24 protein-coding genes and 2 pseudogenes are annotated in these 22,616 nt (G+C 66.7%); 9 read left to right on the top strand and 17 right to left on the bottom strand.

Going from position 1 to position 22,616, the window contains the following annotated elements; genetic code table 11:
- Positions 1–183: 183 nt before the first annotated feature.
- The 5 genes and pseudogenes from ACLBYG_RS29535 to ACLBYG_RS29515 form a co-directional block, all read right to left on the bottom strand.
- Positions 184–678 carry a cupin domain-containing protein gene (locus ACLBYG_RS29535; RefSeq protein WP_447683834.1) on the bottom strand — a complete coding sequence of 165 codons (495 nt, stop codon included), beginning with the start codon at positions 676–678 and terminating at the stop codon, positions 184–186.
- A 762-nt stretch (positions 679–1,440) separates the two neighbouring features.
- Positions 1,441–1,674, bottom strand: a complete 234-nt coding sequence (locus ACLBYG_RS29530; RefSeq protein ID WP_447683833.1) for a hypothetical protein — start codon at positions 1,672–1,674, stop codon at positions 1,441–1,443.
- A gap of 287 nt (positions 1,675–1,961) precedes the next feature.
- A complete protein-coding gene (selB, locus tag ACLBYG_RS29525; protein WP_447683832.1) occupies positions 1,962–3,893 on the bottom strand; it encodes a selenocysteine-specific translation elongation factor in 1,932 nt (643 codons plus the stop codon).
- Between the two features lie 58 nt (positions 3,894–3,951).
- A pseudogene (locus tag ACLBYG_RS29520) lies at positions 3,952–5,325 on the bottom strand (ABC transporter substrate-binding protein).
- A 306-nt stretch (positions 5,326–5,631) separates the two neighbouring features.
- On the bottom strand, positions 5,632–6,102 hold the full coding sequence (locus tag ACLBYG_RS29515) for a MarR family transcriptional regulator (RefSeq protein ID WP_266284582.1): 471 nt from the start codon (positions 6,100–6,102) through the stop codon (positions 5,632–5,634).
- 382 nt (positions 6,103–6,484) lie between these two features.
- Between ACLBYG_RS29515 and ACLBYG_RS29510 the strand changes: the two genes are divergently transcribed.
- Positions 6,485–7,312 carry an outer membrane protein gene (locus ACLBYG_RS29510; protein ID WP_234081517.1) on the top strand — a complete coding sequence of 276 codons (828 nt, stop codon included), beginning with the start codon at positions 6,485–6,487 and terminating at the stop codon, positions 7,310–7,312.
- A gap of 430 nt (positions 7,313–7,742) precedes the next feature.
- Here ACLBYG_RS29510 and ACLBYG_RS29505 read toward each other — a convergent pair whose 3' ends face one another.
- Positions 7,743–8,417, bottom strand: a complete 675-nt coding sequence (locus ACLBYG_RS29505) for a Crp/Fnr family transcriptional regulator (protein WP_331298285.1) — start codon at positions 8,415–8,417, stop codon at positions 7,743–7,745.
- 181 nt (positions 8,418–8,598) lie between these two features.
- On the opposite strand from ACLBYG_RS29505, the gene ACLBYG_RS29500 reads away from it, so the two are divergent.
- From ACLBYG_RS29500 to ACLBYG_RS29480, 5 genes are all read left to right on the top strand, one after another.
- On the top strand, positions 8,599–9,399 hold the full coding sequence (locus ACLBYG_RS29500) for a pentapeptide repeat-containing protein (RefSeq protein ID WP_447683831.1): 801 nt from the start codon (positions 8,599–8,601) through the stop codon (positions 9,397–9,399).
- 44 nt (positions 9,400–9,443) lie between these two features.
- The gene (locus ACLBYG_RS29495; RefSeq protein WP_447683830.1) at positions 9,444–9,833 is read left to right on the top strand and encodes a thioredoxin family protein; all 390 of its coding nucleotides are present in this window, start codon (positions 9,444–9,446) and stop codon (positions 9,831–9,833) included.
- Positions 9,834–9,840: 7 nt separating this feature from the next.
- Positions 9,841–10,560, top strand: coding sequence for a cytochrome c biogenesis CcdA family protein (locus ACLBYG_RS29490; RefSeq protein WP_447683829.1), 720 nt, complete (start codon positions 9,841–9,843; stop codon positions 10,558–10,560).
- Between the two features lie 218 nt (positions 10,561–10,778).
- The gene (locus tag ACLBYG_RS29485; protein WP_447683828.1) at positions 10,779–11,336 is read left to right on the top strand and encodes a sigma-70 family RNA polymerase sigma factor; all 558 of its coding nucleotides are present in this window, start codon (positions 10,779–10,781) and stop codon (positions 11,334–11,336) included.
- A complete protein-coding gene (locus ACLBYG_RS29480; protein WP_447683827.1) occupies positions 11,333–12,067 on the top strand; it encodes an anti-sigma factor in 735 nt (244 codons plus the stop codon). Before ACLBYG_RS29485 ends, ACLBYG_RS29480 begins: the two co-directional genes overlap by 4 nt.
- Positions 12,068–12,103: 36 nt before the next feature.
- On the opposite strand, the gene ACLBYG_RS29475 is transcribed toward ACLBYG_RS29480, so the two are convergent.
- The gene (locus ACLBYG_RS29475) at positions 12,104–12,646 is read right to left on the bottom strand and encodes a fasciclin domain-containing protein (RefSeq protein WP_447683826.1); all 543 of its coding nucleotides are present in this window, start codon (positions 12,644–12,646) and stop codon (positions 12,104–12,106) included.
- Positions 12,647–12,903: 257 nt separating this feature from the next.
- On the opposite strand from ACLBYG_RS29475, the pseudogene ACLBYG_RS29470 reads away from it, so the two are divergent.
- A pseudogene (locus ACLBYG_RS29470) lies at positions 12,904–13,122 on the top strand (IS5/IS1182 family transposase); the annotation flags it as partial.
- Between the two features lie 193 nt (positions 13,123–13,315).
- Here ACLBYG_RS29470 and ACLBYG_RS29465 read toward each other — a convergent pair.
- The 3 genes from ACLBYG_RS29465 to ACLBYG_RS29455 form a co-directional block, all read right to left on the bottom strand.
- Positions 13,316–13,948 (bottom strand): tyrosine-type recombinase/integrase, encoded by a 633-nt coding sequence (locus ACLBYG_RS29465; RefSeq protein WP_447683836.1) that lies wholly within the window; start codon positions 13,946–13,948, stop codon positions 13,316–13,318.
- Positions 13,949–14,167: 219 nt separating this feature from the next.
- The gene (locus ACLBYG_RS29460; RefSeq protein ID WP_447683825.1) at positions 14,168–14,656 is read right to left on the bottom strand and encodes a MucR family transcriptional regulator; all 489 of its coding nucleotides are present in this window, start codon (positions 14,654–14,656) and stop codon (positions 14,168–14,170) included.
- 475 nt (positions 14,657–15,131) lie between these two features.
- Positions 15,132–15,425 carry a hypothetical protein gene (locus ACLBYG_RS29455; RefSeq protein ID WP_447683824.1) on the bottom strand — a complete coding sequence of 98 codons (294 nt, stop codon included), beginning with the start codon at positions 15,423–15,425 and terminating at the stop codon, positions 15,132–15,134.
- 175 nt (positions 15,426–15,600) lie between these two features.
- On the opposite strand from ACLBYG_RS29455, the gene ACLBYG_RS29450 reads away from it, so the two are divergent.
- The gene (locus ACLBYG_RS29450) at positions 15,601–15,915 is read left to right on the top strand and encodes a hypothetical protein (RefSeq protein WP_447683823.1); all 315 of its coding nucleotides are present in this window, start codon (positions 15,601–15,603) and stop codon (positions 15,913–15,915) included.
- Between the two features lie 283 nt (positions 15,916–16,198).
- On the opposite strand, the gene ACLBYG_RS29445 is transcribed toward ACLBYG_RS29450, so the two are convergent.
- The 3 genes from ACLBYG_RS29445 to ACLBYG_RS29435 form a co-directional block, all read right to left on the bottom strand.
- Positions 16,199–16,414, bottom strand: coding sequence for a hypothetical protein (locus ACLBYG_RS29445; RefSeq protein WP_447683822.1), 216 nt, complete (start codon positions 16,412–16,414; stop codon positions 16,199–16,201).
- 105 nt (positions 16,415–16,519) lie between these two features.
- Positions 16,520–16,741, bottom strand: a complete 222-nt coding sequence (locus tag ACLBYG_RS29440) for a hypothetical protein (RefSeq protein ID WP_447683821.1) — start codon at positions 16,739–16,741, stop codon at positions 16,520–16,522.
- A gap of 153 nt (positions 16,742–16,894) precedes the next feature.
- Entirely contained in the window at positions 16,895–17,323 is a 429-nt protein-coding gene (locus ACLBYG_RS29435) for a response regulator (protein ID WP_447683820.1), read from the bottom strand.
- A gap of 188 nt (positions 17,324–17,511) precedes the next feature.
- Between ACLBYG_RS29435 and ACLBYG_RS29430 the strand changes: the two genes are divergently transcribed.
- On the top strand, positions 17,512–18,489 hold the full coding sequence (locus ACLBYG_RS29430) for a sensor histidine kinase (protein ID WP_447683819.1): 978 nt from the start codon (positions 17,512–17,514) through the stop codon (positions 18,487–18,489).
- A gap of 120 nt (positions 18,490–18,609) precedes the next feature.
- Here ACLBYG_RS29430 and ACLBYG_RS29425 read toward each other — a convergent pair whose 3' ends face one another.
- From ACLBYG_RS29425 to ACLBYG_RS29410, 4 genes are all read right to left on the bottom strand, one after another.
- Positions 18,610–18,804: a hypothetical protein gene (locus tag ACLBYG_RS29425; protein ID WP_447683818.1), complete on the bottom strand. Its 195-nt coding sequence runs from the start codon at positions 18,802–18,804 to the stop codon at positions 18,610–18,612.
- Positions 18,805–18,999: 195 nt separating this feature from the next.
- Positions 19,000–19,470, bottom strand: a complete 471-nt coding sequence (locus ACLBYG_RS29420; RefSeq protein WP_447683835.1) for an SRPBCC family protein — start codon at positions 19,468–19,470, stop codon at positions 19,000–19,002.
- A 647-nt stretch (positions 19,471–20,117) separates the two neighbouring features.
- Positions 20,118–20,912: an alpha/beta fold hydrolase gene (locus ACLBYG_RS29415; protein ID WP_447683817.1), complete on the bottom strand. Its 795-nt coding sequence runs from the start codon at positions 20,910–20,912 to the stop codon at positions 20,118–20,120.
- Complete coding sequence (locus ACLBYG_RS29410) at positions 20,909–22,615, bottom strand: GMC family oxidoreductase (RefSeq protein ID WP_447683816.1); 1,707 nt, start codon at positions 22,613–22,615, stop codon at positions 20,909–20,911. Before ACLBYG_RS29410 ends, ACLBYG_RS29415 begins: the two co-directional genes overlap by 4 nt.
- Between the last annotated feature and the right edge of the window lies 1 nt (position 22,616).

Below are 22,616 nucleotides of genomic sequence, written 5' to 3'. Positions count from 1 at the left end.
TTAGAAGACGGTATCAGGGTGGCGCAGATGGACGGGAGGACGGGGCGCAGATTTGTACTCTGCTTCGATTCCTCGACGCGGCCGAACAGCAGCGCTTCCTCAACACGACAGAGGGGCCGTTCCGGGCGCGGTGTCCGGCGTGGCAGGCACCTTGAATGAGGCGTTCGGTACGAGCGATCAGATCTACTGATCCGACTTGCTCGGGTCGTCGGCGGGGTTGATGTAGTTCAGCCCGAAGGGTCCAGAGCCATTCACCTGAAGCTCTACCGGCTGCTCGGTGGTCCAGAGCGAATGCGGCATGTCCTTGGGCAGAAACACGAAACCGCCCGTGCGCAGCTCCTTGCCTTTCGCCTTGTCGATGGTCGTGCCGTGCTCATGATAGATCGAGCCCGAGAGGATCGTCAGCGTCTCGGCTTCGGAATGAGTATGGGGCGCGATGACCGTGTTGGCGGGAAACTTCACCCGCAGGACAAAGGCGCCGGGCTTGCTCGGATCGCCCGAGACCATGCTGATTTGCGTGCCCTTCGGTAGGTTCGGCGGTCCCAGTTGGTAGGTCGCGCTCGCGGCATCCGGCAGCGTAACCGCGCCGTGCGTTCCATGGTCCTGCGTGAGACCTGCCCCCGTGCTGGCGATCAAGGCAGCGAGACTGGTGACGATGGTCCGAAGGCCTTTGGTCATGGATAGTCCCCCCGCCCGTTGGCGACAGGCTCGATGACCAGTTAGCGCACAATCGAGTGTTGGCCACTTTGGCGGTATCGGGGGCCATCGTCTCGCTCTTCCCCGCAATTGAAATTGCAACTGCTGGATGAATCTGGATCGGGCACAACGGCGATGTCTGTTTCATCGCCAATTCGCTCGAAAGCAAACCGGCAGCTATCCACCCAACCCAGCTATTGAGAGGCACCTACCTGCGCGACCTGAGTTGGCCGTAAGCAGAATGGCTGCTTCAAAGCTTAGGCGGTAATTAACCGGACCCTGACCCTGCGGCCTTGGCGTCTCGCTTAGACCCGAAATGGCGCACGACCAGACGGCCCAGCTACGCTGCTGATGCCAACGCGCGCCTCGCCGTGAAGTCGGTGATCAATATTATAAACCTCACCGCCCTGCTGATACTCGCCATAGTCGCGGTCGCTGCTGATGATGACCGTGCCAACGATCAGTTTCGGGGCATCAAAATCCGTATCGGATAAATTGAGCGTAGAGAAAGGGCTTTTGCTCCGTCAGCGGCCTCTTGCCTTCGTCTCCTAGCGATATCGGCTAGAGCGGCGAAGTCCGGCCCAGGTCGATGCGAGGCGGTCGCAGCCGCCGAGCGTCGCGGCGCCGACGGCTGCGATGACGCCGAGCAGCAGGTACGTGCGGGGCATAAGGGTGACATATCCCGGGAACCGCGGGGCGCGGCGGCCAACCCGAAGGTCAGGCCGCCGCGCTCGTGATGGCCGCTTACATGCGGTTCATCATCATCTTCCGCTTCATCATCCGGCGCTTCATCATCTTCTTATGCATCATGCGCTTCTTCATCATCATGCGCTCGCTGCTGCTCATCCGAACCTGGGTGACGCCCGCCGGGGCGGTCTGAAGGCCGTTCGGGCCCATCGGGGCGGCCGAGGCGGCGCCGGTTCCGAGCACGAGGCCACCGAGGACCGAGGCCGCGAGCGCTAGGGTGGTGATCTTCATTCGATGTCTCCTGTACGGGGAAGGAATCCCCCTTCGCACAGTGATGCAAGATGAGAATTGCGCCGCAAGTTCCTGATTTTCCGAGAGAAATATCCTTGAGCGCTGGCGACCGCGCACAGTTTTTCGGGCGCCGGAGCAGGGCCCCGCGCCGCGCCCTGGCCGGGCGTATGCCGACCTGTACGGAGGCCCGTCCCGAAAGGTTTCAGCTCGGGCTGGGATAAGCGTCCCACCGTCATGCCCACCGTGGCAGGACGGTGGGATCCGGCCCCGACCCTTCAAGCGCGGCGTCATGCCAATCTGATGGAGGCCAGGACGCGCCAATCGGTGCGGATGCGACGTCCCGCCTCGATCCGCACCGTGAACCCCCGTCCATCGAAGAACTCCAAGAGCGGCATGGTCAGGTTGCGGCCGATGCCGGCCGTCTCGCGAAATCGCCCGACCGTCAGCAGGCCCTCGGGATGCTCCCGCGCCACCGCGTCCGCGATGCGCGCCAGTTCGGCGACTGCCTCCGGCAGCGCGTAGTAGCTATTCGAGACACGCACGAGCCAGCCGAGGCGGCCGACCTTGTCGAGGAGGCGGCGGAGTTCGTCGGGCTGGCGGCCCAGGCGCTCGGCGAGCACGGTGAGGCGGGGCTGGTCCAAGCCCGCCTCCTCCAGCACGGCGCGAACGGTGTCGTAGACGACGGCGTCGGCCGGACGCAGGCGCGCCACGTGGCCGGGCAGGTGCAGGAGCGCGCCGCGTCGCAGTACCCGTTCCGTCCGGACGAGGCCGTCGAGGGCGGCCGGGAGGGCCGGACGGTCCCCGGCCTCCACCGTCGATGCGATCTCGTCGTGAGCGAGCCCGGGGTTGTCGGGCTGCGCCATGTGCGTCCGGGCGAGTTCGGACACCACGCGCGCGGCCAGCACGGCGATCCGCGAACCCTGGAACGCGAGCCGCGGGCCATCCTCCGCGACGACCGCACCCTCCTCCGCGATGAGGGCGTCCAGCATCGCCGCGGGCAAATTGCGCAGGCGGGCGAGGCGGGCGAGGTCGACCCCGGGTCCGGAGGTGGCGAGGAGGCCTCGGAGGGCGCGGCCGTCATCCACGGTGTCAAGCGCCGCGACGACCGCCCGGCGTTCCGGCGTCCAGGGGCCCCGGCGCGGCCCGTCTACGTCTAGCACCCAACCGCCCCCGAGCGTACGCACGGCTGAGACGTCGCGCAGGACGAAGCGGTCACCGGCCAGGGCGCCGATCTCGCGGTCGAGCGTGATCACTGCCCGGGCGGTCGCGCTCGGTTCGACCGAGCCAGCCCCGGGGAGCAACAACCGTCCCGTCACCGCGGCCGCCCCGAGATGGAGATGCACCGGGGTACGGTGGCGCAGGGGCCGACCCTCGTGCGGCAGCACGCGCACGGAGACGTCGAGGCGGGTCGCCGGACCGTGCAGGTCCGGCGCCAGGACCCACGTGCCCCGACCCACGTCGTCGACGGACAGCCGGGGACCAACCAGGTTCAGGGCGCAGCGCTCCCCAGCGCGCGCGGTCTCGGCCACCGCGTTGTGGACGCGCACGCCGCGCACCCGGACCTCGCGCGCGCCGGGCGAGACGAGCAGCCGGTCGCCCACGCGGACCGTGCCGGCATGTACCGCGCCGGTCACGACCAAGCCGGCACCGGGCACGGTGAAGTGCCGGTCGACGGCGAGCCGAAAGCCGCGGTCAGCACCGGTCGGGACGCGGGAACGAGCCGTGGCCTCCAACAGGCGGGCGAGGTCGTCGATGCCCGATCCCGTCAGCGCCGAACAGGCGACGACCGGCGCTCCCGCGAGGCCGGTACCTGCCAGGAGGGCATGTATCTCCACGGTCACCGCGGCGATGCGCTCCGGGTCAGCGCGGTCGGCCTTCGTCACGGCGACGATGCCGCGGTCGAGGCCGAGAAGGTCGAGTATGACGGCGTGCTCGCGGGTCTGCGGCATCACCCCGTCGTCGGCCGCGACCACCAGCAGCGCGCAGGGCACACCAGTGGCGCCCGCCACCATGGTTCGTACTAGGCGTTCGTGCCCCGGCACGTCGACGAAGCCGAGCGGGACCCGCAGGCGACCGTCCCGCGGCGCGTAGGCGAAGCCGAGATCGAGAGTGATGCCCCGGGCCTTCTCCTCGGGCAGTCGGTCGGCGTCGATGCCGGTGAGCGCCTTCACCAACGCGGTCTTGCCGTGGTCGATGTGGCCGGCGGTGACAACGATCATGCGGCCTTCTCGTCCGCGGAAGGTGGCGGCGCGGGAGCCCCCCGCGCCGCCTTCCGCCTCAACCCTTGATCCGGGTCTCGGCGAGTTCGGACATGCAGGTGTCGTAGGGCGTGAACGCCACCCGGTCCGACACCGCGAACAGGGTGAAGGGCGAGTACAGGAACAGGGCCTTGGCCTCGTCCTGTATGTACCGCTCCACCTCGCGCACCACCCCCTCCGTCCCGGTCTCCGGCGTATGCAGGAGCTTGTCGTAGAGGGCGTCGAACCTCGGGTCTTCCGGACCCTGGCGCAGGGTCGCGTCCTTCCCGAAGAATTCACGGTGCACGCAGGCCACCGGATATTGCGGCGTCCAGTCGAAATACCATTCGAGCTTGACGTCGAACTCCTCCGGCAGGTCGCCCCGGTCGCTGACGAAGCGGCAGCCCAGGCCGACCTTGGCGAGGCACTGGCCGATGGCCTCCACCACGCCCTTCCAGGCGGGCGACGCCACGAAGACCAACTCCCGCCCCCCGAGGCCCAGGCCGTCGAGCGTGCGCTTGGCACCCTCGGGGTCGTGTAGCATCGGCTTCATGTCCGGGTCCGCGCCGTAGCGGCCGGGCTGGATGAAGGCCGGGATCACCGTGCCGTAGCCATGCGCTCCGTGCTCCAGCACGAAGGCCTGGTCGATGGCGAGGTTGAGCGCCCGGCGGGCCTCCGGTTTGCGCCAGGGCGAGTCCGGACGGTTCTCGTTGAAGACGCCCGTCAGGATCGTCTTCGCCTTCTTCGTCTGGATCTTGCCGTGCTCGCTTGCCGGGAAGGCGTGCGCCTCGTCCGGCGTCAGGTCGAACACCACGTCGACCCGGCCGTCACCGGACGCCACCGACTTGATGCCCTCGGCCTTGCCGATCACGTTGTCGTAGACGATCCGGACCGTCGGCCTGCGGGCCGGGTTCCAGTACGTCGGGTTGGGCTCCATGACCACGCGGTCGGAGCGGCTATCGATGAGCGAGACGCCCTCGGTGAGCACGAACGGGCCAGTCCCCCACGGACCAGGCGCGTCGATGACTCACCAATGACCTTCGGCCGATCCCGTCTTCGGGTCGACGAAGCCCCACTCGTTCCAGAACCGCGTCGACGGTAGGTGCATGCCGCGCAGCTTCATCAGCGCCGCGGAGTCCCCGCCGGGGAAGCGCATGCGGATGGTGCGCTCGTCCACCGCCTCGCAGGTCACGTCCCGAGCGAAGTTCAGGAAGGCGCCCGGCGGGTGCGGGTTGGTCCATTCCTGGACCTTGTCGAAGCCGAGCTTGAACATCGCCGCGTTGAAGGGCTCGCCGTCCTGGTAGACCGCGTCCCGCATCGTGAGTTCGAGGGTCTCCTTGTCGAGCCAGCGCCAGCTCTCGGCGAGGCTCGGCTGGCCGATGCCATCGTGGTCGACGCGGTTGGCCTCCTCCATCGTGTTCCAGGTGATTGAGAGCCAATTCACCGGCGACGGGTCGACCACCGTCACCGTGTTGTGGGGTCCCCAGGGCTGGCCGCCCCCCGGATCCCCGGTCGCTTGCGCGTCCATGTCTCCTCCTCATTTTCGACCCGCATGGCGTGCGGGCATCGTCCGGCCCATCGCGAGCCGACAAGTTGGAGGGCGCCGGCAATCACGCATGGCCCTCGATAGATCCGCCTGGGTCGCCGGCCATCCCGCCGTCGAACCCACGCAGGAAAAGTTCGCCTCCGCAGAGCATCGCCGCCTGCGCGCGGTGCATCCTCAGTCCGGGTCGTCGTCCCGGGCCATGCCCGTCGCGGCGACGCGGTCGGCGAGTTCCTTCAACTCCTGGCGCAGGTCGGCGAGGTCGCGGCCGCCTAGCCCGGTGCGGCAGACTACGGCCTGCTGAGCCTCCGAGACCCTGACCTCCAACGACCGGCCCGTTTCCGTCAGGGCGACGAGGACGACGCGCCGGTCATCGGCACGAGCGCGAGTGACGAAACCCGCAGCCTCCAGCCGGTCGACCAGGGGTGTGATCGCGCTGGACGTGAGTTGCAGCCGGGTGGCCAGGTCATGCACCGCCGTCACGCCGTCCTGCCAGAGCGCCAGCATGACGAGGTACTGCGGGTAGGTCAGCCCGAGTTCGCCCAGCAGCGGCCGGTAGGCGCGCACGACCGAGTTCGTCGCGGCGTAAAGGGCGAAGCAAAGTTGGTCGTCAAGCCTGAGCCCAGGCTGCTTTGTCGATGTCGCCATTGAGCGGCGCTCCGTTCAGACCTGAATCATTCACGCGTGAACGATGCTGTCAACCCGTCGGTTTCCCTGGCCGCACCCGAGAACGACACCGGCGCGCAGATCGCCCGAATGCGCGGCGATTGGGTCGGCAGGACCGGAAATGGCGAAATTTTGGCACGAGAGAGCAGGGAGGAGGATTAAAGGCCAGCCTGAGACGTTTATCTTGCCCCTAAATAGATACGGCAATGTCGTTGCCGTCTTCTAGTCGGGTCCACTTAGTCTGGCCGGCATCAGAAACTGACTTAAAGCAGCTTTAGTTCGGGATGTGACTTGGATGGTACATCGGCGCGCTGCGTTATCGTCTAACTTGCGGCGCGATTGGTGTCACGAAGAAGAGACTGCTGTGATTAAAAACCTGCTTGGTATTCTGGTTGCGAGCACTGCTCTGACCGGCGCCGCCTCGGCCGCCGACCTGCCGCGCCGCGCCGCCCCGCCGCCAGTGTTCACCCCCGTCCCTGTCTTCACCTGGACCGGCGCCTACTTCGGTATCAACGCCGGCTACGCCTACACCGAGTCGGACACTATCCGGACCGTCGGCATCGGCGCCCTTCAGAGCAACGTGAACAACCTGCTGCGCAGCCCGGCCGTCCGCCTGCCGCAGGACGGTTTCTCTGCCGGTGGTCAGGTCGGGTACAATTACCAGTTCACCCCCGGCTCCGGCATCGTCGTCGGTATCGAGGCTGACGCCCAGTACATGGATCTGCAGCGCACCGGCGTGCAGTCGATCTTCCGTCCGGCCTTCAACCCGAACGTCCTGACCAACACGTACCGGACGGACCTGAGCTTCCTCGGCACCGTCCGCGGCCGGGTCGGCTACGCCTTCGACCGCGTGTTCGTTTACGGCACTGGCGGCTTCGCCTACGGCGACGTGACCCAGCGCGTCGGCTTCCAGACCGCCGCGCCGCTGACCTATTTCGGCAGCCGATCGCGGATGGACACTGGTTACGCCTACGGCGGCGGCATTGAGTACGCCCTGCCCACCGACTCGTTCCTGAACTTCTTCCGGTCGAACGCCGTGACGATCAAGGCCGAGTACCTCCGCTACGACCTCGGCAGCCACAACCTGCTGGTCGGCTCCGTCGGCGGCCCGGGGATCGGCTACATCTCCCGCTTCCGGACCGAGGGCGCCATCGCCCGCGCCGGCCTGAACTTCAAGTTCGGCTCATACTGAGATCCGTCGAGCTGCTCCCGGCCCTGTGCCGGGAGATGCGACGGTGGGCGAGGGGTAGTTGGTCCTCCTCGTCGCCTTCCGCCGCACGAGAGCAGCCCTCCGGCGGACCTTCGTATCACCAGCCCGATCAAACTGGCCGCGAGGTCGGCTACACCCTGGGGGGCCCCCACTCCTGGGGTGTTTTTATACCACCACTACCAAGTCGGTGCCGCATATGCCGAACGAGTGCTCGGGAGCCGCTGCGAAGAGCTATGGCCGACCAGTCGCTGTTCGCCTGCTCCAGTTGATCCCGGAGCGTCCGCTTCGTCCGGGTCTGCGCCGGAGAGCGTCTCGGCCGTAATCCACCCTGAACGGCCATCTTGCTTCCGACCCAATCCAGTCGAAAAGCTCGATTGGCCTCGGCCGAGAAAGCAGACACCCCACGCCCAAGTCACTGCCGACCTGCGGCCGCCAAGCTGGCACGGTCAACGATTTCGATTGCGCCCCGACGAAGTTCGATCAGGCCCGCCTCTGCCCATTGCCCCAGGAGGCGGCTGACCACCTCACGAACGCTGCCGATGTCGTCCGCGAGCTTCTGATGGGTCACCGCGGCGACACCCCGCGGATCGGCCTCGGCCAGGAGCCGTTGCGCGAGGCGCTGCTTCAGCGGCGCGAATGCGACCTCATCGATCAGCGTGAACAGGCCGGACATCAGCCGCGTGTAGTCGTCCATGACGAAGCTGCGGAACGCGGCGCTCTCGCCCATCAGATGCTGGAACGTGCCCACCGGCAGAGCCGCCAACTCGGTCTTCTCCTCGGCCACGCTCTGCGCCGGGAACGTGCCGCCGGACAGCAGGCACTGCGTGGTCAGGGCACAGGTGCCGCCGGGGCCGACCTTGTAGATCAGCACCTCGCGCCCGCCCTCGGACATCCGGAAGATGCGCGTGCGGCCTTCCAGGCACATCAGGTAGTTGGCGCACTCGCCATCAAGTTCGTAGGCGATGGCGCCGGCGTCCAGGACCGGGAAGTGGACGGTTCCCCGGGCGATCTGCAGGTGCGCCGGGCTGAGCGCTTGAAGCAGCGGAAACCGGTCGATCCAACGTTCGACCTTGTGGGCATCCGTCATGGCGGCACAGTCCCCCGGCCCTGACGACGGGCTGATCGTCCGGCTCGCGTTGCGATTTCTCCTGCCGCGCCGGACTTGTGTGACCTGGGTCACCGACCGGGTGCAGCGGGCCGGCATAGCATCGCGCCACAACGAACACGATAAGGCGCCCGCCATGTGTGGCGCCGCCGGGAGTGAACCGATGCGCCGCCTCGCCCTCAGCTTCATGCTCGCCGTCCTCGCAGCCTGCCCCGCCTCGGCCGAACAGGACCTCCTGCTCGGGGCGGACATGTCCTCGCCCGCCATGACCAAGGCCGAGATGTGCCGCGCCGACGTCGAGGCGATGATCAAGGCCGCGGACGGCAAGCCGGTCGACCTGCACGACAAGTCCCTCTCCGGGCTCGATCTCTCAGGGCTGAACCTCCGGGGCGTCAACCTACGGACGGCGCGCCTTAACAAGGCCAACCTCCGTGGCGCAGACCTCAGCGGCGCGAACCTCGAACAGGCGTGGTTCCTGAAGGCCGACCTGTCCGGCGCCAAGCTCGCGGACGCGAAGATGTTTGGCATCACCGCCCGGGACGCCAATTTCAGCGGCGCCGACCTCAGCCGCTCCATGCCCATCGGAGACTTCAAGGGCGCTAACATGAGCGGCGCGACGTTGGTCGACCTCAAGGGTGGGGCCGACATCAAGAACCAGTCCATGGGCCTGATGCGGACGGTGTTCACCTCGGTGAACCTGTCGGGCGCCAACCTGAAGGGGGCCAACCTCGGCCGGTCGCGGCTCGAGTATGCCGACCTTAAGGACGCCAACCTGACCGACGTGGTGCTGATGGGCTCGGACCTGTCAGGCGCCAACCTGACCGGCGCCACGGTGGCGGGCGCGGACTTCAAGAACGTCGACGTCAGCGGTGCCCGGCTCATCGACCTTAAGGGGCAGGCCGAGGCCAAGAACTGGGCGGAAAGGGTGAACGTCGATCGCGCCGTCACCCAGGCGACCAATTGAGCCGACCGTCTGCCTAGACCCATCACCAAGGACACAGACAGCCCATGACCACCCGTCGCTTCCTGCTCGGCACCCTGGCCGCCGCTCCCTTGCTGTTCGGTACCGCTGCGAATGCCGCCGAGGCGGTCTTCAGCCCCGAGGCCTTTGAGGCGGCGCAGAAGGCGGGCAAGCCGATCCTCGTCCACGTCACCGCGCCGTGGTGCACCGTCTGCGCGGCGCAGAAGCCGATCCTGGCCAAGCTGGAAGCCCAGCCCCGATTCAAGGACCTTCAGGTGTTCGACGTCGACTTCGACAGCCGGAAGGAGGTGCTGAAGCGGTTTGGCGTGACGAGGCAGAGCACCCTGATTACCTTCAAGGGTGAGAAGGAGACGGGTCGTTCGGTCGGCAATACCCAGCCGGAGTGGATCGAGGGCGCCGTCGAGAAGGCGTTGTAGGTCGGTCGTGGCCACGACGTTCGGCCTCTCGTTCCTCGCCGGCATCCTCTCGGTGCTGTCACCCTGTGTGCTGCCCTTGCTGCCGCTGGTGCTTGGTGCCGCGGCATCGGAGCACCGGCTCGGCCCCGCAGCCCTCGCCGCCGGCCTCGCGCTGTCCTTCGTGGCCATTGGGCTGTTTGTGGCGACCGTGGGCTTCGCCATCCGCCTCGACGGCGATGTCTTCCGCATTGTCGCGGCCATTATGCTGGTCCTGATCGGGCTCGTCCTGATGGTTCCGGCTGCCCAGACCCGGCTCGCCGTCGCCGCCGGTCCGGTGAGCAACTGGACCGAGGGCCGGTTCGGCGGTTTCTCGACAGCCGGGCTCCTTGGGCAGTTCGGGGTCGGGCTGCTGCTAGGGGCGGTCTGGAGCCCCTGCGTTGGGCCGACCCTGGGCGCTGCGTCCCTCCTCGCCGCTCAGGGGCGGGACCTGGGCACGGCGGCGCTTACGATGCTCCTGTTCGGTCTCGGCGCCGCCCTGCCGCTCCTGCTCCTCGGTACGCTCTCGCGCGAGGTGCTGATGCGCTGGCGCGACCGGATGATCGGGCTCGGCAAGGGGCTGAAGGTCGCCCTGGGCGCCATCCTCGTGGCCACCGGCCTGATGATCGCCACAGGCTACGACAAGGCTGCGGAGACCGTCCTGGTCAACGCCTCGCCGGCCTGGCTTACGAACCTGACCACCCGGCTTTGATGGCGGGCACGCCGTAGACACTCTTCGTCAAACCGTGCTCGGGCCGGCAAAAGGCGAGCGGCGGTGAGAGGGTATCGCGGCCGATGGCGGGCGCCGCGCGAACCCCTCTGACGGCTCGCACGTGTCCCTCCGGACGAACCCATGCCATAGGTATATCCTGAACCGGCCGATGCGCCGGAGCCCGTCGGAATTCGCTTTCCCGCGGCAAGGGAGGAACCGTGCCGAACGTGGGGACTCCTGCAAACGCGGACCTCGCGCAGCTGATCGCGGCCGTGGCCACGGGCGACCGCCTGGCCCTGCGCGCGCTCTATGACGCCGCCGCCCCGAAACTTCTCGGGATCATCCTCCGTATCCTGAGGGACAGGGGCGCGGCCGAGGATGCGTTGCAGGAGGTGTTCGTGCGCATATGGCAGCGTGCAGGCACCTATGATCCGAGGACCGGGCCTGCGACCGCATGGCTCGGCGCCATCGCCCGGCACAAGGCCATCGACCGCCTTCGGCAGGATCAGGTCGCCCGCCTGACCCAGGCCGACGAGGACTGGTTCGAACGCCTCGCCGATACAAGCGACGGCGAGGCGGACCTCGCCCGTCGTGACGCCCTCGCGCATTGCCTCGAAGCCGTCGAGCCCGCCCAGCGCGACTGCCTCGTCCTCGCCTATTGCGAGGGCTGGTCACGCGAGGAATTGGCGGCACGGCACGACCGCCCCGTCAACACGGTCAAGACGTGGCTGCGCCGCGGCCTCATGAGCCTGCGCGGCTGCCTGGAGGCGACATGAGCGGCGATGTTGGCACGGGCGCCGCGCCCTTCTGGGCGGAGGACCCCAGCGGCGCAGCTGGGGAGTACGTCCTCGGGACCTTAACCGCCGACGAGCGCGCCGCCTTCGCCTCGGCGATGGAGCGGGACGCTTCCCTTCGCGCGGCGGTGGCCGATTGGGAGGCGCGGCTCGCGCCGCTCACGGCGACGGTCCCATCGGTCAAGCCCGCGCCCGACGTATGGGATGCAATCGAGGCCAGGATCGGGACGGCTCGCTCACCTGATGTCGATGCCGGTGGCGCGACTGTCCGCAGGCTGGAGCGCGGACTGCGGATCTGGCGGTCTGCCGCGGGGGCTGCGACCGCGCTCGCGGCCGGCCTCGCCCTCTGGCTCGCAGTCGGGCCGCGGCCTTCCGCCACCGACCGTCAGTACCTCGCCGTGGTCGACCGCGGCGGCACCCTGCCGGCGCTGATCGTGCGCGTCGATCTCGACGGCGGCACCGTTCAGGTCCGCAGTCTCTCGGCGGAGACGCCGCCGGACCGCAGCCTGGAGATCTGGTTCGTGGGGGCGAATGCCGCGCCACGCTCGCTGGGCCTCGTCACCGACCCGGCGGCACGCCTGCCCGTGCCGGCCGCCCTCCGTGCCGGTGCGGAGGGTGCGACCCTCGCGGTGTCGGTTGAGCCGAAGGGCGGCTCGCCGACCGGTGCGCCGACAGGCCCGGTCGTCTATTCCGGAAAGCTCCTGCGCGAATGAGGCGGGCTCCGGCCTCGCCGGCGCCCGCCCCCGCGATCAGGGCATCAGCACGCCGCTGACGACGTGGATGACGCCGTTCGACTGCATGACGTTCGGGATGGTCACCGGAACAGTGTTGCCCTTCACGTCGGTGACGTAGACTTTCTTGCCCTTGGCCGAGACGGCGAGCGGCTCGCCCTCGACGGTGGTGAGCTGGTTCTGTCCCTCAGGCTTCTTGGCGAGCGCCATCAGGTCCTTGGCGGTGTAGACGCCCGGAACCACGTGGTAGGTCAGGATCTTCGTCAGCGTTGCCTTGTTCTGCGGCTGCACGAGGTTTTCCACCGTGCCCGGCGGCAGCTTGGCGAAGGCGGCGTTGGTCGGCGCGAACACCGTGAACGGGCCCGGACCGTTCAGCGTGTCGACCAAGCCGGCTGCCTTCACGGCGGCGACCAGCGTGGTGTGATCCTTCGAGTTGACCGCGTTCTCGACGATGGTCTTCTGGGCGTACATCGGCGCGCCGCCGACCATCGGGTTCTTGGCGAGCGCCGGCGCAGCGACGAGGCTGAGGCCGAGAGCGAGGCTTAGAATGGTCTTGGACATGGTGTCTCCCTGATACTGCGCCCCTCCAGGGGCGTCGCAGGGGCCTACGGGGCTCGGCGGGGGAAAAGTTTCAGGCCTGTCCGACGCCGCCGCAAATGCGTCCGAAGCCCCAACTGACCTCACTTGCGGTGACCCGGTGGTATCGATCAACCCATTCGCGCGTTGACGTTTCCTATCGCCCACGGGTCGGACAGACAGTGCATGCCATGTATTCGGACACGCCACGTCTGGGAGATGAATCTTTGCCGCCCATCGGCGGGCACGGCATCGAACTGGAGGTGACAAAGTTGCCCGAGGCCAAGCCCGGCTTCGTGCTCCTGCCGCGCCAGTGGGTGGGCGAGCGCTCTTTTGCCTGAGCCACCCGCTTCCGCAGGTTCGTCAAAAATTACGAGCGCTATGCGAGCACACTGGAAGATCTCCACCTCGTCGCTTTCGCCTACCTCATGCTCAGACAAGCCGCTCCGCTCGCCAAAGGCCCACAACAATCTCTAGTCATCTCGGCGGTGAAGGAATCCCTGACATCGCTCTCGCGAGGAAGCGAGGGCAGGTCATTGAGGCATTGATGTCCGCTTCTGAAATGTTGTCCTCCTCCGTTGAATACCGGGATGGGCACATTGCTGCCACGCTGATTCTGAAGCCCCTCGACACTGACGTCGAGGGGCCAAGCGCTCAAATTTCAGTTCCTTCGGCCAGGGTCAGAGCATCCTCGACATCCACACCGAGGTACCTGACCGTGCTCTCGATCTTGGTATGGCCGAGCAAAATTTGGACGGCACGCAGGTTGCCTGTCCGCTTGTAGATCAACGATGCCTTCGTGCGGCGGAGGGAGTGAGTGCCGTAGTCCTCGCTCCGCAGCCCGATGCCCGTCACCCACTCGTCGACCAAGCGCGCATACTGCCGGGTGCTGATGTGCGTGACGCCGTCAAGTCGGCTTGGGAAGGCATAGTCGTCGAGCGTTCCACCCCTGGCCTCCAGCCAAGTGAGGATGCTGGTACGCGCGGGTTCGAGCAATTCGAACTGCACTGGTCGGCCGGTCTTGCGCTGGATGACGATGGCGCGGCTCCGGACGCGACCACCGCTGACGAGGTCGCCAATCTTGAGCTTGACGATGTCGCAGCCGCGCAGCTTGCTGTCGATGGCGAGGTCGAACATCGCCCGGTCGCGTGTGCGCCGTTCGCGATCGAGCCAGAACCGGATGGCCCAGACTTGCTGAGGTTTGAGGGCTCGTTTGGCCCCGAGCTTGCGGCCAGCGTTCCAGGCCGGCCGCCCTTTCGTGGCCGGATCGTGTGCTGAGTGTCCCATCATCTGTCTCCTCGCCGGCTCATGCCAGCGAGGCGAGGAGACACCCGAACCGAGGCTCTGAAGATGGGGCATATGCGGACGATCCGCTGGCGACCCGATGCAGCCAGACAGAAGACCATTGGCCCGCCCTGAAAGCGGACACAGATCCAACGTCTGGTCACCTTGGCGCCTGACACTGCGACGGTCCTCCATGAGCCGTCGCCGTGCCCGGCAAGCGACCTACGCCTTGCGTCGCCCCCTCGGCTTCGCGAGGGCTTCTTCCGCTGGCTCTTCCTCCGACAGTCGACCGCCTGGGCACCCGAGGCCGATCGCTTTGGCGAGGGCGGAGCGCTGCTCGGCGTAGCTCGGAGCAACCATCGGATAATCGGCTGGCAGGCCGTAGCGCTCGCGGTAGCTGCGCGGATCCAGGCCGTGGCTGGTCAGGTGACGCTTCAGCGTCTTGTAGACCTTGCCGTCGATGAAGCTGACGATCCCGTCGTGCTGGACCGACTTTCTAATCCGGGCTGCGCTCGGCTTCTCGACCTCCTCAGCGACGGCAGCTGCATTGGGAGCGGCGCCGGAGGCTAAAGCGGCTATCGCACCGTGTACGCTCTCAAGCAGCTTCGAAAGCTCGGAGGCGGGAACTGGGTTGTTGGCGACATATGAGGCGACGAGTTCGGCTGCCAATCCGGTGACACTTGAGGAGCGTCCAAAGCTTTCTTCGACCACTTGAGTTCCTGTCTTTACCTATCGCTCAGGCGAACGCGCCGAGGAAGGCAGGCACAGCAGGAATTCTAGATAAAAATCAAGCTTCGGATACCGGAAAATCCGCTCTATGTAAACAATCATTCAGAAATTTTTTACGTGAACGCTGACGCGCTCAACTCACTTAGTTCATACGTCTTAGACGGTCCTTGAGCTCTTGCTGAGCAAGTCGCCGACCAACTGCCAGCAGCAGCGCGTCTGCTCGCTCCTTCAGCATCGGGTCTTGTAGCCGAGCGATGACTCGCTGCGCAGCCAGGGCATGATCTGCGGCCTCCTCCAAAGGTGATACGGAGGATGCGGGATCATCGGCGGTGGGACTAAGCTTTCCGGTCCGCGACCACGTGATATCGACGATGATGCCGCGCCCACGCGTGGGGCGCCCCGCTAGATCCCGCATGATGTGGCCGCGATCCAGAACCCACCGCGTTACGCCATCGGCTCACCGGACACGGTACTCGGCGACGAACGGGGTATCTTCATCGATGCACCGACGGATCAAGGCGTGGACGTGTTCCCGATCCTCGGGATGGATGCCCTTGATGTAGGCCGACAGGGGAAGCCCTATGGCGGCTTCACCTGGATCGACGTTGAAAAGCAATGCCACGAATGTATCGGCACGTACCAAGTCAGACGGAATATCCCAGTCCCAAGAGCCTGCTATTTCGACGGTATCGAGCGCCTGTTGGAACGCTGCTGGGCAGGTTAGACCGTATGGGGGCATGAGTTTGCGCACCGCAACTCCTGTTATTGCTTAGACAGTCGACCATAGTTGGCGGACCTGTGTACATATCGCACAAATTGTGCCTGTCGCAATCTGGGCAACCCAAAAATGTGCCCACCGTCGATCAGAACGCAACCTATGCTAAGATCGAAGACAGGAGACGTTCTGTCTCAGTGTGGAGGTGCCGATGGGACAGCGGATGCGGCCAACGTTGAGTTCCGTGAGCGAGCAAGTGCGGGAAGACGTTGAAGATTGCGGATCTCCGTGGTCGCGCCACGTTGGAGCGACGCGGCTCGTGTCGCAAATCGCCGAAGCGCTGCACGTACCCCCAGCAGAGCTCTACAATCCGCCCACTGCCGTCATGCCAGGGCGCGAAACTGACAGCGATGGCATCATGGAGCAGGATTGCGAGGCTCTTCTGCACACCTACAGGCGTATTCGTAATCCCGATAAGCGTCAGCAGCTGCTGGCCCTCGTGTTAAATGCGGCCGAGCGGTCCTGAAATGCGACGGCAGGCCGGATACTCGCAGCAGACCGAACAATGGGCGGTGAGCAAATGTAGCGGCGATGTCCGCTTCGAGGGATCTGCCGTTGATAAGTGGTCGGGTCGCAAACCATCCACGTTAGTCATTCAGCGTCGTCAGCCTAGGCGACGAAAATCGTCCGGAAGCGGAACGGCGGCTTCTGGTTAAACAAACGCAGGACATTCGCAGGACGTTTTCACGACAAAAGAGTCCGGATCGGGCTCACCTCGCGTTGCACCGGAGCAGGACATCCGGTCCGGCCTACGTCCTGTAAACATCCATGGCCTGGAGGCCCGCGGATGTGGCTGGTGGTATCTGGGGCTCGTCGTCCTGGGCGGGGATGGCGCCCAGCCTCTCGGCCAGCTCACGGATCTCGGCGAGGCGGTCTCGTGGGAGCATTCTGAAGGCCATGAGCTCCTCGACGGTCATGTCGAGAGCCTCGGCGATCCGTCGGAACTGGTCTCTGCGTTTGGGCACGGGTTTTCCGGGAGGGCTAACATGGATTAGCCACTCTGGACCATGTGCAAGTCTCGGTTGTGTCCGAAGTCTACCTACACGTATTGGACTTTAGTCCAACCCGGCCTACAGGGTGCCTGCCAGATCCTTGATCAGTCTGATGCAGCGGCGACGAGCTTCGTGATCTTCCACTTGCTCGAAGGCCCTCATCATCTCCACGGCCTGCTGGCTGCGGGTGAGCCGGTCCTCTGTTGCTCGCTGGTCGAGCAGGAGGTCATCGACAGTGGTTCCCAGGGTCTGCGCCACACGAGCGAGGATTGCGGCCGTGGTCGAGGTCGTGTCCGTCATGCCGTACCGGTAGCAGAGCTTGGCCGCAGAATCGCCATCTGCGTGTGGAGGTAGACGCTACCAGGTGCGGAGCCACACGATCCTGATGATGAGGTCCTCGACGTTGAGCGGGCCGGTCACCAGAGCCGGGATCGCGCAGCGGCCCTTAGATGTCTAATGCCGCATGTTAGCTTCCGCGGCCGAGGGCGAGACGACGCCCGCATTCGGTCGCCGCCGGGCCGCTTCCACCGTCCGCTCACCGCGCGTGGACGATGGCCTCGACGATGTCGCCCGTGTGCCGTAGGGCTTGGCCACGAACAGGCCGTGGTCAGGCACTTCCTCGTGCGTGAGCCGATGCCGGCCCGAGGTCAGGACGAGCCGGATGTCGGGCCACGAGGCGTGGACGCGGGCGGCCAGGGTTTTGCCGCACATGGACCCAGGCATGTCGATGTCGGTGAACAGCACGCCGATGTCGCCGCGCCGCTCAAGAATGCGCCAGGCCTCGTCGGCATTGCAGGCCTCGACCGTCGACAAGCCGACATCCTCAAGCAACTCGACTGCGTACAGGCGCACCAGGGCGTCGTCCTCGACGACGAGCACCACCGAGGCATCCAAGGGGCGCTTCGCGGACATGGGCCGTCAACGAGGTTTTTCAGGGTTGGTTGCCGCCGAAGCTCACTTGAACGTGAGCGACACCTCGCCCCAGCCACGGCCGGCCGGGCGGCTCGTGCAGGAGCCAGAAGGGACGCAACGGGTTTACGTCACGGCATAAGCCTGAGCGAGAGGGGTGCATGGCCGAGGGCTCCGAAGTGACGGCCGACGGGTGGACGCTGGCGAACTTCACCGGCGCGATCCACCGTGGCGGCGTAGGCCTGTGGGCGTGGTCCCCGAATCGCCGTGTGGCCCGGCTCGACGCCCTGTGCCGCGAGTTCTGGGGCGTCCCGGGGTCGGAGGTCGACATCGACGCCCTGTTCGCCCGCGTGAATGTTGAGGACCGCCCTGGGATGATCGAGGAGTGGTGGGCCAGCGAGAGGGACCCGCAAGCCTACAGCTTCGACTTCCGCATCGGCGAAGGCCCGGACGCCCGCTGGATCTCGGCGCGGGGCGTCGGCGGCGATGCCGGGCGAGTCGGGGAATGGGTGCAGGCCATCTTCATGGACGTCACGGACCGCAAGCGGGCCGAGGAAGCCGAGCGGCTGCTGACCGCCGAGCTCGCCCACCGCGTATCGAACATGTTCACGGTCGCCCGGGCGCTGACATCCATCGTCGCCCGTGACGCCAAATCGGCGCCGTCGTTTGCCGAGGACCTGTCGCGGCGGTTCGGCGTGCTGCACGAGGCGACCGCCTTGGCGACGCGCACCCGGCATGGCGACCACGGAGACGTCCCGCTCGGCACGCTCGCCGAGCGTATCTTGGCCCCGTACCGGGACGGCGCCAACATCGACGTCGACATCGAGGAGGCGGTGGTCTCGCCTCCGGGCAAGGTGAACGATTACGCCATGATCTTCCACGAGCTCGCCACCAACTCGGCCAAGTACGGCGCCCTCTCGGGGGGCGGCACGCTCAGGGTCCGGGGTCGCAAGGCGGGCGATGCGACGCGTATCACCTGGGACGAAGGGCCGGCTCCGTCCGGGGCGGCCAAGGCCGCGGGAACCGGGTTCGGGTCGCGGCTCCTCAAGCAGACCATCGAGCGCAGCCTCGGCGGCCGTTTCGAGCGGAGCATCGACGCCGAAGGCCTGCGCTTCGAGATGGTCGTCGGGCCCGGCTGAGAGATCAGGCCGGCTGAGGCCGCCGTGGTCGACAACCGCCCGCTCCGAGGCCCCCGAACTTCCACGCAGGTGGTCAGGTCGTCCGGCCCGGGCAGTCGCTTACGGGGTTCCGGCACGTCGTCAGGGAGCGGTCGAAATGTCTGGGGTGTCTTCTCGGTCCGGCCCGCAAGAATGGTTAGAGCCATGGAAGGCGTCCCGGCCGCAGTCCTCGACCTTCAGCCTGTCGATGCTGGCCTTCCGCTCGGCGCAACGGGCAGCGGTCCCGTCGGAACGGAACTTGGCGCGACGGAAGTCCTTGATGACGGTCTTGCTCATCCCGGCTTCGGCATGGCCCACGCGGACGACCCGCTTGTGCGAGGGGAGAACATTGCGCGCTCCGGTCCGCGTTTCGAGGGACGAGGGTCGGTCCCTCGCCATCGTGGCGGGAACCGGACCCGACGTGACGCCAGCGCAGACGGCGAAGCCGGAGCGCGAGCGGCTAGGCTCGCCACTCCGGCCCGACCCGCTCGCTCACTTTGCCTTGGCGGCGATGCCCTTCAGGCCGGCGTCGTAGACGCCGGCGATGGCTTCCTTCGCCTTGTCGTCGGAAGCGCCGTTGGCCTTGAAGTTGCCGGTCCAGGTCACCTTGGACCCGCTGCCGTCATTCTCGAGCATGATCGTGGACTTGTAATCCTCGACCGGGAGCGGTCCCGAGACGATCGCGTAGGTGTAGTCCATCTTCCCGTCGTCGCGGGACTGCTCCTGCTCCACGATGGTGCCGCCCTTCAGCGACAGGGTGCGCTCCTCCCTGCCGTCCTTCTTTGACAGCACGCTCTTCTCGATGACGGGGTGCCAGTCGCCAATGCCGCAGAACCCGCCGACCGTCTTCCATACCGCCTCGGGCAACGCGGGCACCATAAAGCTCTTGGTCACTTCAAGGGCGAAGGCAGGCGTAGCAGCGACCATGGCAAGCGCCACGGCGGGGACGGCGATCCTGAGCATTGAGCGTTCCTCGAAGTCGGTTGGACACGTCGTGCGCGCCGAGGAACCAGCTTGTGCGTAACCGATCATGGGCCGCGCCGAACGCGGACCTGTGAACGGTGCGTTCCGCGTACCCTCCGAGGCCGTGTCGCCTCCATCGCTAGCCGGCCCCCTGGATCGGGCGGGAACGATTGCCTTCCACGGCCAAGCCGAATTCGCCAGACGGCCAAGGGATGGCTGCTTTCAAGAAGCGCAGATTGCTGTCAGCACGACCGGCATGGGCGCGAAGCCGAACGTCCGGTTCTGCGCCCGAGGTCGATCCGACATGACGGAGTCTGGCCGAAAGCGGCCGGTCCGCTCTGGAGGGGGCTTGCTGGCAAAACGGACAGCGTCTTACCCGATCCAATCCGGTCATTCCGTCGAGGACGTGAATTCGCCGAAAGCTGTCGGGCGGCAACGAGGGCGAACGGGCCCAGTACCACGGCTGGGCTTTGTCCTCGCCCGGATCCGGAAAGCTCGATCTGGGTGAGGCCTGGGAGGCAGGTGATTCCAAATAACCCTGTCGACGAACCTGACACCGCCTCCTGCCCCTCCCCACGGGAAAGGGGCCGGCACCCGGCCTCGCGACAGTGTGTGTCAAGGCCAATCAGACCTTGTCTTGTAAAGACTTAATCTCTGCTCAAGACATGGGTGACGAAGCGGGCGATGACGTCGGCAGTTTCTGCCAACGCTTCGCGATGTGGGTGATGCCCAACATTCGGCATCTCATAAACAGTCAGCAGACCGGCAGGGCAAAGTCTGCGAGCGGCAGCAATCTGAGCCTTGGTTCCGTAGGCATCCTTCGTTCCCTGGATGATGAGTGCCGGGACGGTCCATCGCGTGAGGGCTGTCTCGATTGTCCATCCGCGCCGAGCCGGATCCAACCAAGCGTCGTTCCAGCCGCGAAAGGCGCCCTCGACATCGGTATGCCGACGGCCGAGACGGACCTTCAGATCGCCCTTGTCGTAGGCGTCCCGGGCCCGTCGGGCCCCGGCCAGCGTCGCCTCCTCGACGAAGAAATGGGGCGCGATGAGGACGCCGCCCCGCACGCGGGTGTCGCCCTCCGCCAACGCGAGGGCCGCGATCGAGGCGCCATCGGAATGGCCGATCAACAGGCCTCTTCGCAGTCCCGCGAGGTCGAAGACCTGGGGAAGTATGGTGCAGGCTTCCTGTTCGAGAAAGTCGGCCCGGCGGGGCAGCGGCACCGGACTCGAGGCCCCATAACCCTGCCGCGAGAAGGCCAGGACACCGCATCCGGTCGTCTCGACCAGAATTTCCGGCAGCGGGCCCCACTGCATGGCAGAACCGAGACCCTCATGAAGCAACACCAGCGTCGGCGCCAAGTCCGGCTGCGGACCGACGAAACGGTATTCCAGCCGTAGGTCGGCCACCGCAAAGGTGCCGAATGTGTCGAGAGGGATCATCCCATCTCCACCATCATCCTCTCCGCGATCTTTTCCGCAATCATCAAGGTCGGGACGTTCGTGTTTGCGCTAGGAAGGCGGGGCATCACCGATGCGTCGGCGACGGACAGGTTCTCGGTTCCGATGACGCGCCCCCCCGGATCGACCACCGCGCCGGGATCGTCGGCCCGGCCCATGCGGCACGTACCGCTCGCATGCCAGACCCCGAAGACGTTGTCCCGGACAAAGTCGTCGAGAGCGCCATCGTCCTGGAGCACTGTCGCCCAAGCGTGGCCGCCTAGGACGGTGCGCAGCAGCGGGGCGCGCAGCACGGCCGGTGCATCGAACACGGGGGCGAGGAGGCCGGTGAGCCGCCGGTTGCGAGGGGAGACGGCGCTCAACCGGCGGATCAGCGGCGAATAGTTCGCGGGGAACAGGTCGTCTGAGCGGGGGTTCAGCGTGGGCGAGACCACGAGGTCGCTGAGCAGCCGAATCCCCGAGGCGAGGCGTTCGAGATCGCGGCGATCCGAGAGCAGGCCGAGGTCGATGTCGGGCGGGCCGGACGGGTTCGCCGGATCGAGACGCAGGCGCCCGACCGAGTGCGGCTGGTTCACCCAGAGGAAGTAGAGCGCGAGGCGTCCGCCGAGGGCGTGCCAGCCGGCACGGGCGGAGGCGGTGAGATACATATCGGAGGCGCAGCCTCCGGGATGGCCGGACGTATAGCGCAGGGCCAGCAAGCTCGCGCGCCGGAAGGTCCCGGGCAGACGGAGCGAGCGGGGAAGGACCTGGGCCATCGTCAAAGCGGGATGGTCCCGCAGGTTCTCGCCGACGCCCGAACGATCCAGCCGGACGGGTATCCCGCAGGCGGAGAGCGCATCGCCCGGGCCGATCCCGGCACGCAGGAGCAGCACCGGCGATTGAAGAGCGCCGGCGCACAGGACCACGGAGGCGGCGCTCACTTGCTGCTCGGATCCGTCGCCCCGCCGCAGCACGGCCCCGGTCGCGCGGCGCCCGTCCATCACCAGCGAACGGACCTCGAGGCCGGCGGCGATGGTGAGGTTCGGCCGGGCCCGCGTCCCCACGTCTAGATACGCGGCGGCGGCCGAGACCCGCGCGTCGTCCCGGTTGGAGAAGGCCGGCGGGAAGATCCCGTCCTCGAACTCGCCGTTCTGATCGACGCGCCGGGGCAGCCCCGTCGCATCGAAGGCGCGGGCGACCGCATGGGCGAAGGGGGGCCATGCGGGCTCCAGGATGCGCCGGATCGGGAGCGGCCCATCATGGCCGTGCAGCGGACCGCCGCAATCGAGGTCGGTCTCGAGCCTGCGGAAATACGGCAGCACGTCGTCCCAGGCCCAGCCCTCGGCGCCGAGCGCGGCCCAGGCCTCGTAATCGCGGGGCAGCCCGCGGTTGGCCGCCTGTACGTTGATGCTGGACGAGCCGCCCATCACCCGGCCCTGCTCGTAGGCCCGCCGCCGCATGCGACCGCGGGAGTCGCGGGTGACCGCCGCGTCGAGCCCCGGCCAGATGTAGGTGTCGCCATGGAACAGCGGCGTCGGATAGCTGTCGAGGATCTCCGCCGGCACCCGGCCCGGCGGTGTATCGATGCCGGCTTCGACGAGGAGCACCCGGCGCCGCGGGTCGGCGGAGAGCCTGTGGGCCATCACGCAGCCGGCAGAGCCCCCGCCGACGATCAACACGTCGACCGTTTCGGGCAAGGCGTTCACG

The organism is Methylobacterium sp. D53M (genome assembly GCF_053345625.1).
Note: the sequence above shows the minus strand (reverse complement) of the source record. Positions and strands in the feature narration are given on the sequence as shown.